This window comes from Aquicella lusitana, from assembly GCF_902459475.1.
Lineage (GTDB): Bacteria > Pseudomonadota > Gammaproteobacteria > DSM-16500 > DSM-16500 > Aquicella > Aquicella lusitana.
Map to the genome: position 1 here is coordinate 142,339 of NZ_LR699115.1, position 16,957 is coordinate 159,295.

17 protein-coding genes are annotated in these 16,957 nt (G+C 42.6%); 7 read left to right on the forward strand and 10 right to left on the reverse strand.

The window, feature by feature from the left end:
* Positions 1 to 85 precede the first annotated feature (85 nt).
* The gene (locus AQUSIP_RS10725; protein ID WP_114834762.1) at positions 86 to 1,744 is read left to right on the forward strand and encodes a hypothetical protein; all 1,659 of its coding nucleotides are present in this window, start codon (positions 86 to 88) and stop codon (positions 1,742 to 1,744) included.
* 8 nt (positions 1,745 to 1,752) lie between these two features.
* On the opposite strand, the gene AQUSIP_RS10730 is transcribed toward AQUSIP_RS10725, so the two are convergent.
* Positions 1,753 to 2,139 (reverse strand): SET domain-containing protein-lysine N-methyltransferase, encoded by a 387-nt coding sequence (locus tag AQUSIP_RS10730; RefSeq protein WP_114834761.1) that lies wholly within the window; start codon positions 2,137 to 2,139, stop codon positions 1,753 to 1,755.
* A gap of 74 nt (positions 2,140 to 2,213) precedes the next feature.
* Positions 2,214 to 3,887 carry an energy-dependent translational throttle protein EttA gene (ettA, locus tag AQUSIP_RS10735; protein ID WP_114834760.1) on the reverse strand — a complete coding sequence of 558 codons (1,674 nt, stop codon included), beginning with the start codon at positions 3,885 to 3,887 and terminating at the stop codon, positions 2,214 to 2,216.
* Between the two features lie 223 nt (positions 3,888 to 4,110).
* Between ettA and AQUSIP_RS10740 the strand changes: the two genes are divergently transcribed.
* A complete protein-coding gene (locus AQUSIP_RS10740) occupies positions 4,111 to 5,340 on the forward strand; it encodes an MFS transporter (protein ID WP_114834759.1) in 1,230 nt (409 codons plus the stop codon).
* Between the two features lie 17 nt (positions 5,341 to 5,357).
* Here AQUSIP_RS10740 and AQUSIP_RS10745 read toward each other — a convergent pair whose 3' ends face one another.
* Together AQUSIP_RS10745 and AQUSIP_RS10750 are read right to left on the reverse strand one after the other, a co-directional pair.
* Entirely contained in the window at positions 5,358 to 5,834 is a 477-nt protein-coding gene (locus AQUSIP_RS10745) for a VOC family protein (protein ID WP_170131834.1), read from the reverse strand.
* A gap of 2 nt (positions 5,835 to 5,836) precedes the next feature.
* Positions 5,837 to 6,355 carry a GNAT family N-acetyltransferase gene (locus tag AQUSIP_RS10750; protein WP_147277494.1) on the reverse strand — a complete coding sequence of 173 codons (519 nt, stop codon included), beginning with the start codon at positions 6,353 to 6,355 and terminating at the stop codon, positions 5,837 to 5,839.
* A gap of 96 nt (positions 6,356 to 6,451) precedes the next feature.
* On the opposite strand from AQUSIP_RS10750, the gene AQUSIP_RS10755 reads away from it, so the two are divergent.
* Positions 6,452 to 7,738, forward strand: a complete 1,287-nt coding sequence (locus tag AQUSIP_RS10755; protein WP_114834757.1) for an MFS transporter — start codon at positions 6,452 to 6,454, stop codon at positions 7,736 to 7,738.
* Positions 7,739 to 7,878: 140 nt separating this feature from the next.
* Here the strand turns inward: AQUSIP_RS10755 and AQUSIP_RS10760 are convergent, their stop codons facing one another.
* Entirely contained in the window at positions 7,879 to 8,097 is a 219-nt protein-coding gene (locus AQUSIP_RS10760) for a cold-shock protein (RefSeq protein WP_114834756.1), read from the reverse strand.
* 218 nt (positions 8,098 to 8,315) lie between these two features.
* Here AQUSIP_RS10760 and AQUSIP_RS10765 point away from each other — a divergent pair, with 218 nt between their 5' ends.
* The 3 genes from AQUSIP_RS10765 (at position 8,316) to AQUSIP_RS10775 (ending at position 11,031) form a co-directional block, all read left to right on the forward strand.
* Complete coding sequence (locus AQUSIP_RS10765) at positions 8,316 to 9,830, forward strand: MFS transporter (protein ID WP_114834755.1); 1,515 nt, start codon at positions 8,316 to 8,318, stop codon at positions 9,828 to 9,830.
* 63 nt (positions 9,831 to 9,893) lie between these two features.
* Entirely contained in the window at positions 9,894 to 10,625 is a 732-nt protein-coding gene (locus AQUSIP_RS10770; protein ID WP_114834754.1) for a carbonic anhydrase family protein, read from the forward strand.
* Between the two features lie 70 nt (positions 10,626 to 10,695).
* Positions 10,696 to 11,031: a GIY-YIG nuclease family protein gene (locus AQUSIP_RS10775; protein WP_114834753.1), complete on the forward strand. Its 336-nt coding sequence runs from the start codon at positions 10,696 to 10,698 to the stop codon at positions 11,029 to 11,031.
* Positions 11,032 to 11,128: 97 nt separating this feature from the next.
* On the opposite strand, the gene AQUSIP_RS10780 is transcribed toward AQUSIP_RS10775, so the two are convergent.
* Complete coding sequence (locus AQUSIP_RS10780; protein ID WP_114834752.1) at positions 11,129 to 11,338, reverse strand: PspC domain-containing protein; 210 nt, start codon at positions 11,336 to 11,338, stop codon at positions 11,129 to 11,131.
* 134 nt (positions 11,339 to 11,472) lie between these two features.
* Here AQUSIP_RS10780 and AQUSIP_RS10785 point away from each other — a divergent pair, with 134 nt between their 5' ends.
* Entirely contained in the window at positions 11,473 to 12,849 is a 1,377-nt protein-coding gene (locus AQUSIP_RS10785) for a sodium:solute symporter family protein (RefSeq protein WP_114834751.1), read from the forward strand.
* Positions 12,850 to 12,857: 8 nt separating this feature from the next.
* Here the strand turns inward: AQUSIP_RS10785 and AQUSIP_RS10790 are convergent, their stop codons facing one another.
* The 4 genes from AQUSIP_RS10790 to AQUSIP_RS10805 form a co-directional block, all read right to left on the reverse strand.
* On the reverse strand, positions 12,858 to 13,766 hold the full coding sequence (locus AQUSIP_RS10790) for a hypothetical protein (RefSeq protein WP_114834750.1): 909 nt from the start codon (positions 13,764 to 13,766) through the stop codon (positions 12,858 to 12,860).
* Positions 13,767 to 13,798: 32 nt separating this feature from the next.
* Positions 13,799 to 15,223, reverse strand: coding sequence for an amino acid permease (locus tag AQUSIP_RS10795; protein WP_114834749.1), 1,425 nt, complete (start codon positions 15,221 to 15,223; stop codon positions 13,799 to 13,801).
* A gap of 91 nt (positions 15,224 to 15,314) precedes the next feature.
* A complete protein-coding gene (locus tag AQUSIP_RS10800; RefSeq protein WP_114834748.1) occupies positions 15,315 to 15,608 on the reverse strand; it encodes a YerC/YecD family TrpR-related protein in 294 nt (97 codons plus the stop codon).
* 104 nt (positions 15,609 to 15,712) lie between these two features.
* The gene (locus tag AQUSIP_RS10805) at positions 15,713 to 16,930 is read right to left on the reverse strand and encodes an APC family permease (protein WP_114834747.1); all 1,218 of its coding nucleotides are present in this window, start codon (positions 16,928 to 16,930) and stop codon (positions 15,713 to 15,715) included.
* Positions 16,931 to 16,957: the final 27 nt, after the last annotated feature.

The window sequence follows — 16,957 nt, forward strand, 5'->3', positions numbered from 1 at the left end:
ATCCCTATGAAAAAGTAAGCATTAAGAAAAAACAGTTATTTCGTCGATTATAATAAATAATAACGATCTCAGCAGGTGAACGGTTATGGCAACTCCAAGATTTTTAAAAGAAAAATTCAAAACGGGATCTAAAAATACCTTGCAAAGACAGAACATTGCTGCGACTTTTGCTCCTTTCCTGGCGAAAGGGCAAAGTTCCAAGGCATCATTATTAAAGTCCATGATTCTAATGCAATATCTCTTTTCGAGTGACTCTTTCCCTAAAAAAGATGAATATATTTCTATTGTTATGCAAAGTATAGGCAAAAAAATCCTGCCCACATCGGAAAGAAAGGAAAATAGAAAAAAAGCAATCAATGAAATAGCTCAATTAGTGGAAGAGATGCTTAAGCATGTTCCTGAAAATAAGCAGAGTGAATTTTTGAAGTTGCTTTCTGCCCTTTCAGAATGGATTGATAGAAAAGTTTCTGATGGTAAAAATATAAAAAAGCTTAATTCAACAACAATAAATGAATTTTTCACATCGGTTATTTCCCATATTTCCAATTATAGTAATCAGGATTTTCTTACAATAAAAAATACATATTTATCTACTTATTTTGACACCAACTCCTCCCAAAGCAACTTTACTGAAAATAGTAAAAGTAAATCACCATCCCATCTAATCTCGCCACCAATGAATAGCAGATCACCGAAAATATTTGGTAATCTTTTTAAAAACCCTGATCAATTGGGAAAAGAAATTGGTAAAAGCAATGAAGGAGTAAGCTCTGCGAAGGAAGTTGAATATCATAAAAAAAAGGGAGGGGTTTCCACTTTTTTTAAAAAAATACCTACGCTGTACTCAGATGTAGACCCCTTTTATCCACCGGTCATGCGGAGTTTTTTTGAAGTAATACTAGGCAATATTTACAATTTATATGTTGGTGTTCCTAAATCCCGTATACTTGATTTAAATGGAACGCATGTTCTGTCACAAAAGAAAAATAATGCTATTTCACTTTCTAATGCACCGTCATCCTGTACTTTACCTTTAGCCAATCTATTTGGTTCGATTTTAATTTCGCTTGCTTTGAAAGAAGGAGATCTGAAAAAGGCAAATATGGTCACTGATTTTAAGATGTGTTACAGAATTGATTTTTTTTACAGCCTACAAGGCAAGGGAGATAAATATAATTTAGACAATCTCCAACTTTTTAACCCGGTTTATTTACTGGAATGTTTATACGGAAGCAAATATTTCATTCCGTCCGATCTACTTCAAGATACATTGCTCAATTTCGATAACTGTGTCATGGAAATCGTTCATGCGCTGCAGAATTTCATTCAATGTTCGGAGGAGAAAACCTTATTAGATAAGAGCAAGCTTGCGATGAAATTAGCCTATTTTGGTAAATTGTCCCCTAAAGAACTTGATCTAATTGGCATTGCCTCACCCTTACCCAAGGATTTGAGGCTGCTTACTGACAAGCAACGTGAAATGTTAGAAAGTTTAACTGTAGACAAATTAGTACAAATTGCCGCTTTATCAAATACAGATGGGCATAAGGTTTTAACGAACCACATTATTTATTTGCGTGATATGGAAAAAATGTTTGATGTCATTCTAGCCGGCGTAAAAGACAGCAAAAAAAACGCTGAAAAATTATGGTCAATGTGGTTGGAACTAGGGCCAACGGACAAAGACAGATTAAACAACCTCCATAAGAAACAATTTCCTTATAATCACAATTTGCGTTATTAGTTGATGTCTTACTTTCTTTTCTTTTTATGCGTTTTTGCCTTAATGCCGCGACTGCTAAACCATTCATCTCCATAAGAGACAAAAATTTCTTCCCCCGGTTGGATAGTACGAATGGCTTTAATGGTCATGATGCGTGTTTTAACGTTGATTGACCAACCTGTGTTGGGTTCATCGGCGTGATTATAAATAATGCCAAAACCAGTAGGAATAGCAGACTTACCTCTAGCGTCAAAATAGTAATCTTCCAGGACTTTATCACCGCCCTTGGAGATAATCGTGTAGCATTCCTCAATGATTTCGTTTTTTTTAATTTTCTTTCCGGCGAACACGCCGTAACCATGCGTAGGCGATTTCTTAACAATGAGTGACTTATTCTGAATCAGTTTTTTTTTCATTACTTTTTAAACTCGCAATAATAAATGTAAGCCGCAAGACGATGCTAATCGACAAAAAATTTTCTAATAGAGCGCTAATTTTCCAGTTTTTTATACTTCATTCGGTGCGGCTGTTTAGCTGCATCACCCAGGCGCTTTATGCGATCCGCTTCATAATCGGTATAATTGCCGGCAAAAAAAGTGGCTGTACTGTCACCTTCAAAAGCCAGAATATGTGTTGCGATGCGGTCAAGAAACCATCGGTCATGCGAGATAACTAATGCAGATCCGGGAAATGCCAGCAAGGCTTCTTCCAGTGCGCGCAGTGTTTCGACATCCAAATCATTGGTTGGCTCATCCAGCAGCAATACATTTCCGCCACTGCTTAACAACTTCGCTAAATGCACACGATTTCGTTCACCGCCAGAAAGCTCCTTAATGAATTTTTGCTGATCCGAGCCTTTAAAGTTGAACCGGCCTACATAACTGCGGGATTGCATTTGGAAGCTTCCAATTGTCATTACGTCCTGTTCTCCCGAAATTTCCTGCCATACCGTATTCTGCCCATTGAGATTGTCACGGCTCTGGTCAACGTAGGCAAGCTTTACGGTATCTCCCAAGCGAATCGTTCCCGCATCGGGTGTTTCCTGCCCCATCAATATTTTAAACAAGGTTGATTTTCCAGCGCCATTCGGCCCAATGATACCGACAATCGCGCCTGGCGGAATATCGAAATTTAAATTTTCAAATATTAATCTGTCACCAAACCGCTTGGTCAGATTGGCAGCTTCAATCACCTGATTGCCAAGACGCGGGCCTGGTGGAATATAAAGCTCTTGAGTTTCATTCCGTTTTTGAAATTCACGCGAATTTAACTCTTCAAAACGCGCAAGTCGTGCCTTGCTTTTAGCCTGTCGGCCTTTGGGATTGCTACGCACCCACTCAAGCTCTGCCTGAATCGCCTTTTGATGGGCAGCCTGCTGGCGCTCTTCTTGTTCCAGACGTTTTTCTTTCTGCTCAAGCCAAGCAGTGTAATTACCTTCATAAGGAATACCCTGTCCGCGGTCGAGCTCCAAAATCCACCCAGCCACATTATCCAGAAAATAGCGGTCGTGTGTCACTGCTACCACAGTGCCAGAATAGTCATGCAAAAAACGTTCCAGCCAGGCAATGCTTTCCGCATCCAGATGATTTGTGGGTTCATCCAGAAGCAGCATATCCGGATTGGACAGTAATAATCGGCACAGCGCAACACGTCGGCGTTCACCACCCGACAATTTAGTCACATCTGCGTCCCAGGGGGGCAAACGAAGCGCATCAGCAGCGATTTCAAGCTTGCGGTCAAGTTCCCAAAGATTGCTGGCATCGATGATAGCTTGCAGTTCACCCTGCTCTTCGAGAAGCTTATTCATTTCCGCGTCATTCATCGGCTCAGCAAATTTCATGCTGATTTCATTATAACGGTTTAAAACAGCGACCCCTTCGCCGATACCTGCTTCAATATTCTGGCGCACATTTTTCTGGGGATCTAAATGAGGCTCCTGCGGCAAGTAACCAATTTTGATATCAGTATGCGGATAGGCTTCGCCATGAAATTCTTTATCCATACCAGCCATGATTTTCAGTAAAGTGGATTTGCCTGCGCCATTTAAGCCCAGCACACCAATTTTGGCGCCAGGATAAAAGGATAACCAAATATTTTTTAATATTTCACGTTTGGGCGGAACCGTTTTCCCCACACCCTGCATACTGAAAATATATTGCGCCATAATAAATAGTTCCTCGTCAGCCTCTATCTCACTCTGTTAATCGGCAAGCAGTCATTTTTTGATGGCGGGAATTTTAACCGCTTCAGCCCGTTTAGCCAATCTTAATTATGGTAGGCAGCAACAATAATATAACCGGTTGATTTAAATGCTGCATTATCTTGCAGTTAACGCTTTATTTGGTGTCTAATAGGAGGAAGTTGCCTTTTTAATCGAGGGAATAAGCATGGTAAGCAAGGAACGACATGCACTGTTGGCACTACTATTAATCCTTTTTATTGACGGAATGGGACAAGGTCTGATTTTTCCCATTTTGACCAATGTCATTATCAATCCAACTTCACACGCTGTCCTTCACGGTGTAACGACTCAAGAACGCAATATCTGGTATGGCGTCATTATTTGTAGTTTCTTTTTTACCTGGTTTTTTGGTGCTGCCATGTTAGGCGACATCTCTGATACGGCCGGCCGCAAAAAAGCGCTGCTGCTTTGTCTTCTAGGATCCACCGTGGGCTATCTCGCCTCTGCTCTGGCTTTTTGGTGGCAGACAGTGTGGTTACTGCTATTAGGACGTATTGTTTACGGTTTCACCGCTGGCAGTCAGCCTATTGCACAAGCCTGCATTGCAGACATCAGCGGCCCGCAAGATAAAGCGCATAATATGGGATTGATTCTGCTAGCGGTGACATTAGGCATCATGGCAGGACCGATCCTGGGCGGTTTTCTTTCAGATAACCAACTGGTTTCATGGTTCAGCGCCTCAACTCCGCTTTACTTTGCCTGTTTTTTATCCCTGTTTAATCTTTTTTATTTATGGTTTTATTTCCAAGAAACATCTGGCAAAACGGGTGCATTGAGATTAAGGCTACTACGGGCTGTCGAAATTTTTATTTCAGCCTTCAAAGACCCAGCAGTTCGTTATCTCGCAATCTGCTTTACTATCTTGCAATTGGGATGGAGCATTTATTATTTATATATCACTGAGTTTTTAGCGCGAAAATACGGGTTAAACGCTACACATATTGCTGTTTTTTTCGCACTGATAGGCCTTGGTTTGACCATCGGCTTTGGTTTCTTGGTGAAATATGTCAGCCATCTTTCCGCAAGAAATATTGTCATTGCAGGCTACGGCATTTTATTTCTCGGTATTCTTTTGACCATCACTCCGCAACATGTCATTTACCCCTGGCTCGCTGCACTTCCTGCCACGGCAGCGCTTGCCATGGGTTACGCTTATGTCATGACTCTTTTTTCTAATCAAGTTGGCCCCGAACGTCAGGGATGGGTAATGGGTGTAACAGGCGCTTTGGTTGCATTTTCAGCTGGCATCGCTATCCTGTTATCGACATTATTAAGCAGCTTTAATGTGACATGGCCGCTGGTCTTGGGCGCTATTTTCTTACTAATAGGCTGTCTGCTAATGCTAGGTTTTGAACCTGAGCATAGTCAGCGCTAGATTAAAAAATGAGATTGTCACTTATCTTCTGAACAGTCTTTTTCTTGACTGTATTGGCATTCTCCATGACTGGTTTCATAACGAAACTGCTCATTGGAAATAACATCATAACCACCGCCTATAAACTGCAACAGGCAAAAACCGTGACCAAACGGATCCGCCAGTGTAGCAATGCGTCCCCAGGGAGCATCGTTTCTCGTTTCCACTTGCGCACCTGCCTTTACCGCTGCCGTAATCGCAGACTCAATATCGCTGACAATGATATCAAGATGCACAGGTGTCCAATGGCGAGAATAAATGCGTCTCGCATCTGTATTCGGGCAAGGCTGAGTAGCCGGATCCTTCTGCAAAAGATAAAGGGGACAGTCAAGGCCGAGCAGTTCAACCGCATCTTTTGCAAGCCACCTTCCAACCGTCAGCCCAAAAGCCTGCTGATAAAAAAGGATGGCGCGTTCAATATTATCTACATCAATATTCACCAGGAGATTTGTCACTGTTATAGTTCCTTTTGATATTGAATTTCCTGAAGCGGCACATCCAACAGGACGACTTGCTTTACAGAAACGGCTCTCTGAAAGCCCAAGATTTCATAAAAACGGCGCGCAGAATAATTAGCCTCGAGCACCCAGAGCACTACCAGGTTAAAGCCATCTTGTTGAAGTCTGTCACAGGCTGCCTGGCAGAGCAGCGTACCGTAGCCTTTCGCTTTCCAGTCTGGATGAAGATAGATAGCGTAGATTTCCCCTTGTCTTAACCTCACATCAACTTCATCGCGGTCGGATCCGAACGCAACAAACCCAATTGAAACATCCGATATTTCAATAAGGTAAACAAAAGTTTGTGGATTTTCCAGGCGTTTTTGCCATTCATCCACCCACTCTCGCAAAGCAAGGCGTGCCAGTTTTTCTGCAGGAATAAGATGGTGATAGGCCCCCTGCCAGCCTCGAATATGAAGGTCAGCAATGAGGCCGGCGTCCTCCACTGAGGCTTTTCTAATAATAGGCTTAGGCATCATTATCTCTCGTCTGTATAATAGGACGCTGATTTTTTCATCAAGAAAGCGAATAATTATAATTTTTCCCTGTCCGCGACCGGGCAGAAGGCCGCTAGAATGAAATTCAAAATAGCAACAACAAGCAATCAACAATTATATATTATCCTGCTCATCACTTTAATGGGCTTTATTGGTGTTTCGATTGCTTATCCGCTTTTCGCGCCGTTATTTTTGAATTCTGCCTCTTCTATTATGGTTGCGACCCCCTGGGCAGAAAAAAATCGGAACCTGCTGCTTGGGCTGACACTGGCCGCCTATCCACTAGGCCAATTTATTGGTTCACCCATTATTGGTGCTCTGTCAGACCGTTATGGCCGCCGGTCGATTTTATTGAGCAGCCTGGTGGGTACCTTGCTGGGTTATATTTTAAGTGCTCTCACATTGCGGCACGGATTACTGTGGCTGCTTATCTTTAGCCGTTTTTTGACGGGATTGTCAGAAAGTAACATTGCACTCGCTCAAACGATTATTGCGGATTTGAAAGACATTAATAAACATAAAGGATTTGGCGGCATTATGATGGCAGCTTCAATCGGCTATATTCTTGGGCCCATGATGGGCGGGCTGCTATCTGATAACCGACTAGTCAGCTGGTTTGATGTATCCGTTCCTTTTTATGCAGCAGCAGGGCTCGCTTTACTAACCCTGTTTTTAGCATATACTGCCCTTCCCGAAACATACAAACCAACCCTGACCGCCCAAACAGCTTTCTGGCAACAATTCAATATTCTTCAGCATCTCAAAGAAATGCTGCGGAACGCTGCTTTAAGGTTTTTACTCATCGCCTGCCTGATATTCATGCTAGGCGTAGATGTCTTTTATGAATTCGGGCCCGTCTATCTCACGGCTATATGGCATATGGATGCGACTGAAATTGCATTCTACACCATCATTCTCTGTCTTGGGCTGGCATTGAGTAGTGGTTGGCTATCTCATCAACTTTCCTGCCGTTATCCACTTTATCAAAGCATACTCGTATCTATTATCTCATTTTGCTTGCTATTAAGCGCCATCGCTCTAGCCCATTCTGCACAAGTGGTGCTTGTCCTATATGGTGTGATTGGGATAGCCATTTCCATCGCAACAACCAGTCTGCGCGTACAAATATCAGATACCGCTGGCCAGCATATTCAAGGCAAAGTCATGGGAATGCTGATGGGTTTGCGGATGCTAGGCGATGCCATGCTTTGCCTTTTTGGCGGTGCGCTCATCCATTTTTCGGCAACATTGCCTCTTTATTTAGGCGTGCTGTCGGCATTGATTGCAGCAACACTTTATTTGTTCAAAGTAAGCATGGAGATAAATGGTAATAAACGATTTTCGACAGAAGAAAATATGTCCTAGCCTGCTGAAGAATGCTGTTTCAACTGACGCTTCGCGGAATAAAACAAAAAAACCCCATCACCAACGTAATGGGGTTTTTCACTGAAAAACAAGAGCCTAGAATAACTTTTTAATTATTCCACGCTGAGGGAATGGTTATGTTACTCAATTACAGTAACATTTTCAGCTTGCGGGCCTTTCTGGCCTTGCGTCACGGTAAATTCGACTCGCTGCCCTTCCACCAAAGTGCGGTAGCCATCGCCTTTGGTCATGATCGCACGAAAATGTACGAATACATCCGCACCTTGTTCGCGCTGAATAAAACCAAAACCTTTATCATTGTTGAACCACTTTACGGTTCCTTTTTCACGTGCTGACATAACAGATTAACCTTATTTAATATTTACTGGTTGGTAAAACTCACACTATTTACTTAAAATAGGACGCCAAATCGTGTGATGTGTTCTATAAGATAACATGCATTTTATTTTATGTATATAAATTTGAAGCTCCGGTATCGAAATCGTGGAATAAGCTGGTTTTAACCGGTTTCCATTGTATATCATAGACGAATGATCGCCGGCGAAAAGGATAACCCGTGCAAGCAGATAATTCTCCCAATAAATGGTTGGCATTAGTTGGTTTAAGCCTGTTATCCTTCACCGCCTTCCTCGATTACACCATTGTAGCCACTGCTTTACCCTTTATTCAGAAAGATCTCAATGCAACGGTGTTGCAACTGCAATGGGTCATGAATATTTATGGCATGATTCTTTGCATGTTTATGATTGCCGCAGGCCAGGCGGGTGACTTGTTTGGCCGTAAGACCATCTACTTTACTGGCTTTATATTATTTGGCATTGCCGCACTAGGTGCGGGCGGCGCATCAAGCATAGAATGGTTAATTTCCTTTCGTGCCATCCAGGGATTTGCCGCAGCCATTATCTTTACCGTCGGGGTTGCCTTATTGCCACAAGCTTTTCCTGCACAGGAACAAACTCGCGCCATCGGCATATTTAGCGCGTTTAATGGCGCAGGCCTGGCTGTCGGCCCTTTTCTGGGCGGCCTCTTGATTACTTTTTTAAGTTGGCGATGGGTATTCTGGATAAACATTCCCCTCATTGTATTTGGTTTGCTGCTCTGCATGCCTCATCTCAAACCATCGCCGCGACCGGATTATAAAATTAAAATTGATTGGCTAGGCTTATTACTGTTAATTGTAGGCTTAGGTTCCTTGGTTTACGGCATTATTTTTGGCGAACAAACAGGTTGGGATCACTCCCTTACCTGGACTTTCATTGGCACTGGCGTGGTCGCATTATTGCTTTTAATTGCTGTAGAAAACAGAGTTGCGCAACCGCTACTCGATTTTTCCCTGTTCCGGAATTCACACGCCACGCTTGCCATGCTAGTCTGTTCCGCTGCGGGCTTTATTACCTTTGTGTTTATGTTTTTTGATCCACTCTATCTGGAAATCATACGCAAACAGGGCGCTTTTATGGTAGGCATTATTTTATTGAGCGTGCCTGCCATACAAGTAATTATTTCCTTGTTATTTGAAAAACTGGTCAAAAAAACGGGCGTTTTCAACCTGATTCTTTATGCACTGCTTGCCGCGTTGCTGGCGGCTATCTGTCATGTACTCTTCACCTCTTCGATCAATATGCTTTTTGTGATCTTTGCACTAATGTTAATGGGTTATACCTGGGGCATCGCGAATGTTGGCTCCATTTCTGCTATCGCACAATCTGTCAAACCGGAAAAACTAGGCGGAGCCATTGGCACCGTTTTTACTTTTTGGAACATCAGCGGGTCTATTTTTCTTGCGTTAACATCCGTTATCTTTCACTGGCGCGAATCAGACGCCCTATTCACTGGCTTAGCCAAAGCCAATGTCGCGATGACTCCAGAACAACAGCAGCAAATACAGGGTTTAATTTCTGATCCTCAACATGCGCAAGTCGTTATCACCCAATATTTCAGTGGTAAAGCCGGCGATATTTATCAATTATTTGAATCCAGCTTTATGGCAGGCTTTCATGCAGTCGCCTGGTTTGCTATTGTAATCATGGTAATTATTTTTCTCGCAGGCCTTGCATTGAGTAAAAAGTAATATTAAACGTTTTGCGGTATTTCACATGCATACGTCATACCATTTTGGCAAAAGGAGAATAATATGAAGTATAAAGGCTTATATAAATTTGTATTCATGCTTATCCTGCTCTCGTTTACCCAAGCTGCACTCGCCGAAGCCTATAGCGGAATCATGACTAAAGAAAAGCAGGCCTCAATGACACCACAGGAAGTACTTGAACGCTTGAAAGAAGGTAACCAGCGGTTTATCAGTGGGCAAATGAAAAATCGCGACCTGGGCGCGCAGGCAAGCACCACTACAACCGGACAATATCCGGTTGCCGTGATATTAAATTGCATGGATTCGCGCACGCCGCCTGAACTGGTATTTGATCAGGGCTTAGGTGATGTCTTCGCCATGCGTATTGCCGGTAATATACTTAATAATGATTTGCTGGGCAGTATGGAATTTGGCACCAAGCTCGCTGGCGCAAAACTCATCGCCGTCATCGGTCACACTGGTTGTGGTGCCATACGCGGCGCCTGCCAGCATGCCAAACTGGGTCACCTCACCGGCCTGCTGCAGAAAATCCAGCCCGCTATTGCACAGGCAAGCAAGGCAACTGATGGCAAGCGTGAATGTACCCGAGCAGAATTTATAGACCAAGCGGCAAAAGACAATGTTTTAATGGTCATCAAACAAATCCAAACAAACAGCCCTGTCATTAAACGCTTAATTGCTGAAGGGAAAGTAGGAATTGTGGGAGGCATGCAAGATCTTGCCACAGGCCAGGTTACTTTCTTTGAAGACGCCAGTATGATGCCAAAAAATTAGTGCCACTTAAACAATATGGGTATATTCAAAAAAATATACCCGTTCACTTTTCGCTAATAGGCACTTAGCAATGACCGCAAAAAACTATTGGATATACATTTTATATTGCACTAATGATACTTTTTATACGGGTTACACAGTAAACCTTGCCGAACGGTATGCAGCACACCTTAATGGCACTAGCCGGTGCAAATACACACGAAGCTTCAAACCGCTTGGTATTGCCCAATGCTGGAAAATCAGTGGAACAAGAGGGCTCGCTATGCGAATAGAACGGCATATTAAAAAATTGCCGCGCATTAAAAAAACACAATATATTTCTGAACCGGGTTTACTTGCGCAATTATTTCCTACTATCCCTGTCGCTAAGAAAGTACTCAAAAAAATTGCAGATCTTTCCAGATAAGAGCGGGCAACGGAGGCGCTAAAATCAATTCTTGCAATTAATCATATTTACAGTTGACTTATCCTGAGTGTTTTGGCGTGGCTTATGCTTGTCTTAATTAGGCATTCTCAGGTGCAAGCGGCACAATCAACCACATGATTAAATAAACCAGCAGCGCGCCGCCCGCAAGGAAAAAAAACAGAATAAAAAGCAATCTTACCCAAGTAGGATCAATACCAAAATGCTCCCCTAATCCACCGCATACACCGGCAATAATACGGTCTTTGCGTGAACGGTAAAGTTTTTTGTAAGGCCTTGTCTGGTTCATAGCGTCCTCAACTAAAGAAATAATAAGGCTTAAATTGGGTGTACGTAACGAAACGATCTACTATATTATAGTAGCCGTCTTCGCCGAAACGGGCAAAGTTTTTAGACTACATACATCAGGATAGAAACAATACAATGACAGCATGGAATATTATTCTTTTTTTCTTTTTTCTCAGCCTGATGATAATAGCCGGTCAAATCCGATCTGCGCAGGTTAAATCTGAAAGCCAGTACTTATTGGCGAATAGAAAAACTCGACTGTTCGCACTCATTGCCACACTGGTGATGACAGAATTGAACACCTCGACCTTGCTCGCTTTTTCTGGCATGGGCTATCTCACCTCCTGGTGGGCCCTATCCTTACCGCTAGTGTTTTTAATTGGCCTGATTTTTTATGCGCTGACGGTGGCAAAGCCATGGAAAGAGTTTAATGGTATTTCCGTTGCTGACTATTTTACTGCCCGTTACGGCCGGGATATAGGCTATCTGGTTTCCTTTATCTTATTTTCTGCTATGGCAGGATTTAGTGCCACTTATATCAAATCACTGACGCTAATTTTTATGCCGCTTTTTCCTATGCTAAATGCCTGGCTATTAAGCGGTGTACTAGTAATACTAGTTTTATTAATGACACTGCGTGGAGGGTTAGTAGCCATTATTCGCACCGATGTCATTAGCTTTATTCTTATCTGCTTTTTTCTTCCTGTATTGCTTTATTGTGTCTGGCGAATGCCAAAAGCTAGCACACCTCCTCTGCTTTCGCTGCAACAGATGCAGGAATTACTGCCACCCCAGTTTGTCGTCTCTCTAATTTTGTTAACCATGTTCAGTTATATTCTCGCCCCATGGTATGGACAAAAAATCATTGCGGCCAGAAATGCCAACACAGCTTATCTAGCAGTTCTGTGCGCAGCCATACTGATTTTTTTATTCTATGGGTTGGGTATCGGGATAACTAGCCTGCTTAGAACAAAAGGCATTATGCTGTCGCAAGCTGAACTAGCGCTACCGTACTCGATTCATCAGGCTTTCCCAATTTCTTTACAAGGCTTGGCTTACGGCATTTTATTCTGTATCGCGGCAACCACCTTGGCGGGTGTATGGAGCGCCATGGTAACCCTACTGGTCGGAGCGCAACCAGCAAAAGAAAAGCAGATAAAATTAAATCGCAGCATGCAATTAACCATCTTATGTGCCGTAGTATCTTATGGGGGAGCTAATCTGTTTGTCGATCATATTCTGAATAAAATGATTTTGGCAAATATTCCTATCGTAGCCTTATCATTTGCACTACTGGCTGGATTCTACTGGAAGAAAACCTCACGCACCGGTGTGTATTTAAGCATCTTAAGCGGTATTTTTTGGGGGGCCGCCTGCTATTATCACTATGGTGAAACGGGAAACTATACGTGGTACTGGTCCGTCTATGGTATTCCTCTTATTTTTATCACAGGCATCACCGGTTCACTCTTTTACCCTGGGCAAACGCAAGAACGCTTCATTCAAACCTGAACAAGGCCTTAATACCAACCATTTTTTATTAAAACACGACTTTCCGGATCAACTCGTTTGACTGTATTTTTAGGGGCATTTGTATGAAATGTATGTAACGCTGCCACAGCAGTCGTTGTTTTTGAATGTGTGCTTTCCCGCTTTGCCTCGCTAAGCTGTTTTCGCAGAAATTCATTCTCGGATTTGAGAGCCAGCGATTGATCAGCAATCTCTACAACAACATCAAGATTATTTTTAAACATCATTTTTATTTGAAAATTTAATTCCTCGATCCGAGATTGAATCATTTCATTTCTTGCCGCTGATGCATCAGACGAAATTGCTTTTATTTGATATAAACAATTGACAGAAGCTTTGTAGTACGAATACGCATCCAATAGAGCATTGGTTTGCCTGCATATAAGTGCCGCGTCTTCATAATAACACCCAAGCTGCTCTAAATCTTCGCAAGAAGTTGGTGTAGCTGCATTCAAGATTTCAATAGCTTCCTTAATGTTTGCAGTAGCCCGCGCTATGTCTTTTTCTGGTTTTTCGGCATAAGCGATAGCAAGACCGTATAAATAGTTAGCTAATTTCTTGGCCTCCTCTGCTGTCTGGTTCTTTTGGAAGCGTTTACGCTGTATTCGCACGGCCTCCATGCGATGCTCTAATGCTGACTCAAACGCACTGGGGTATAAGTGTTTAGTCTTGACACTGAAGTAACCAGCGCTTTCCTGAAGCTTTAAAAGCAATAACTCATCCTCGTTCGTTCGCCTGTTCTCTGGAATTTGGGTTAAGACAGTGATAGCTTGTTTTGCTTTTTCAGGGTTGGGAATGAGGTACTCACTGAAGCGAAATTTGATGAAAGCAACACTTTGGTTAAAAATATTTTCAGCCTGCGCATGATAAGCATCATATATTTTTGGTCTTTCGAACATAGTGATCCTTGACTACAAATTGAATTTAAGAACTATTTTGCCTGGCAAACCTGCTCGGTAATCGTCTCATTAGAACCTTTGTAAAATAATAAAGGCGGGAGACAGCATGCGATTATCCCAAAAACAAATATCGCTTCATAACCCAATAAATTACCAACTACCACTTGTGTCGGTGGTAGAAATCCGAGAATGATGGCTCCGATACAAGTGGCAATCCCCACACCACCTACTAACCATATGCCAATCAATCCTCCTGGAATTTGAAACGCACGCTTGATACGCGCATATTTGTACCGTAACCGTATGGCCGCAGCAAACATGAAGATATAAAACAACAATGCGAGCTGGGCCGTCAAGTTGGACAAAACCCAATACGAACTATTGACACTGGGCATAATTAAGAAAATAGTACTTAACGCAGTCACGATGGCACCTTGCACCAATAAGATGCCAATAGGCATATTTCTGAGATTGCGTTTTCGAAAAAATTTCGGCAGATCATTATCTTCGCAGGCCACCAGCAAACCTCGGGCTGGCCCTATAATCCACGCTGCCGCACCGCTTAAGCTGCCTACGATGATAAGAATAGCAATAATGGGTGCAAACCAGCTCATATGATAAGCAGAAAAGAAAATGCCGTATGCATCGATTAATCCTGAAACAAGGTTTAACTGTTGAACAGGTACTACAATCGCAATGGCAAGACAGGCAAAAATTAATGTTAACATAATAATAAGTGAGGAATATATTAACGCGCGCGGATAATCTCGCGAGGGCTCGCGCACGTCGCCTGCGTGCACGGCAGACATTTCAATGCCCATCAAGCCAAATAATATATTTGTTAAAAATGCCAGGTTATTCATGCTAGACAAATTCGGAAAAAAATCATGCATCGTAAAATGGATCTGGCTGGGTTTGCCCAAATAAAGCCAAACCCCGCCTAAACAAGCAATAAATAGCATTGGTGCGATTGTGCCCAGAAGAGCGCCGATCGTACTGATCCATTGTGATATTCTAATTCCCTGACAATTAATAAGCGTTACTCCCCAAAAAGCCGTTAGAATAACCGATAGCATATAGAATTTATTATTGGTTAAGTGCGGTTGAATCAACGAAGCCAACACACCCGCTATAAAAGCAAATATCGTGGGGTACCAGACTACATTGTAAATCCATTGCAACCAGATACTGAGAAATCCCCAGCGTGGACCAAATGCTTCCCGTATCCAGACATAAGCACCACCTGTATTAGGCCAACCTGTTGCTAGTTCAGCTGTCACCAATAAAGTTGGAATAAAAAACAGCGCTGCAGCCAGCAGATAGAAAAATACCAAGGCAAATCCATATTCTGCACCCGCTGTCAGACTGCGTAAATTATCAACGGCAATAACATTTATCATGACCAGAGAAAAAATACCCAGCGATTTGCCGGGAGATAGCCTTGCTTGAACGCTCATAAAAAGATCCTGAAGTAAGATATCATTTTTAATAAAATGTTAATGTGTTACGATCTACTTTTTAATTTTGGCTTTGGAAGGACATACCTGTTTATTTTTTTTCCAGCCGTTCATGAACAAGATTGTAACCACCCTCACCAAGCATGAGACAGCGCGCCACTCTGCCAATTGTTGTCACACTGACACCGGTTTCATTATAAATTTGCCTATATGATTTTCCGGCTTTCACCAAAGGAACCACGTGCCATCGGTCTGCCATTGCCTGAATTTCAGCCGGTGTACACAAATCTTGAAAAAACTTTTTGGCTTCTTCCGCTGATCGGACTGCCGCGACAGCCTCATAGAGTTCTTGCTCAAGCACTTGATTAATCTTGCTAATTTTCATAAAAAATTACTTCCAGACATAAGCATAATGTAATAATACGCTAATACAGCGGTACATTGTAACACTTCGCTTTCTTCTGTCAACTCGCGGCTTTCGTCTCTTACCTATAAAAATTGCAAAATTAAAAATAATGCTGACAAAAAAGCGCCTGCTATTGGAAAAAGAATAGGATAGGAAACCGCATTTGGCTGGACTTCTTTTCGCTTTTTTATCGCAATTAATGACAAATGCATCATAATAAAAATACACAAAATAATAGCACTCGTTATTTTGGCAAGCATCTCAATGGGGAATAAAAGCGCAAACATAACAATGACTGCCATCACAAACAAGGTAGCGATCAAAGGTGTTTGTGTGCGCCGGTATAAAGTGGCAAATAACACCGGCGCATTGTGCTGTTTCGCCATTCCATACATCACACGAGACGCCATGATAATTTGAACCAGGGCACCGTTTACAATCGCTATCAAACTGATCATGCCGATAATACTGGGTGGATAACCTCTGAGTTGAAAAATAAGCGCAAGCGGGGCCTCACTTTGTGCAAAAGCTTCTAATGGTAAAGCCAGGATGGCAACGAGCGCAACCAACACATAAAGCAGCGTGCCTATTCCTAAAGCCGCAAATATCGCATAAGGCAAGGTTTTCTCCGGATGCTTGATTTCTTCGGCAATGTTAACCATGTCTTCAAATCCGATATAGGCATAAAATGCAATGAATGCCCCGGCCAACACACCTGAACTTCCCGCCATGCTCAATGAGAATCGCATCTGATGCCATACTTCGGGCAAACGTTGCAGGCTGTTGCCTGCAACGTATATCACGAGCAGCAGCCCGCCAATTTCTATCAGTGTCATTAACATCGCCATCATGGCAGATTCAATGATGCCCCAGATGGCAACCGCGCCAAGCAGAATAATTAATCCGATCATTGCGAGCGGAGAAGGAATAGAAATAAAAAGGCGTAGATAACCAACAAACCCATGAGCAATGGCAGCAGCCGAAACTACACCTGTAAAAACAACCATCCAACCAATCAAGCCTGATAACCAGTCATGGCCAAAAGCTCTACGTACATAATAAGCCTCGCCTGCACTCAGGGGAAAACGTGAACTTAATTCGGCATAAGAAATTGCAGTTAAAAAAGCGATAAAGGAAGCAAGTAGAAATGCAAGCGGCGTGAATATACCGGCATGGCCTGCTACTTTGCCAACCAGGGCATAAATCCCAGCACCCAATATAGTGCCAAGGCCATAAAACGTGACCAGCGCGAAGGATAGCGATCGCTTAAGTGATACTGACTCTGTATTATTATCGTCCATGATTGTCGTAGATTAATACAATTTAAT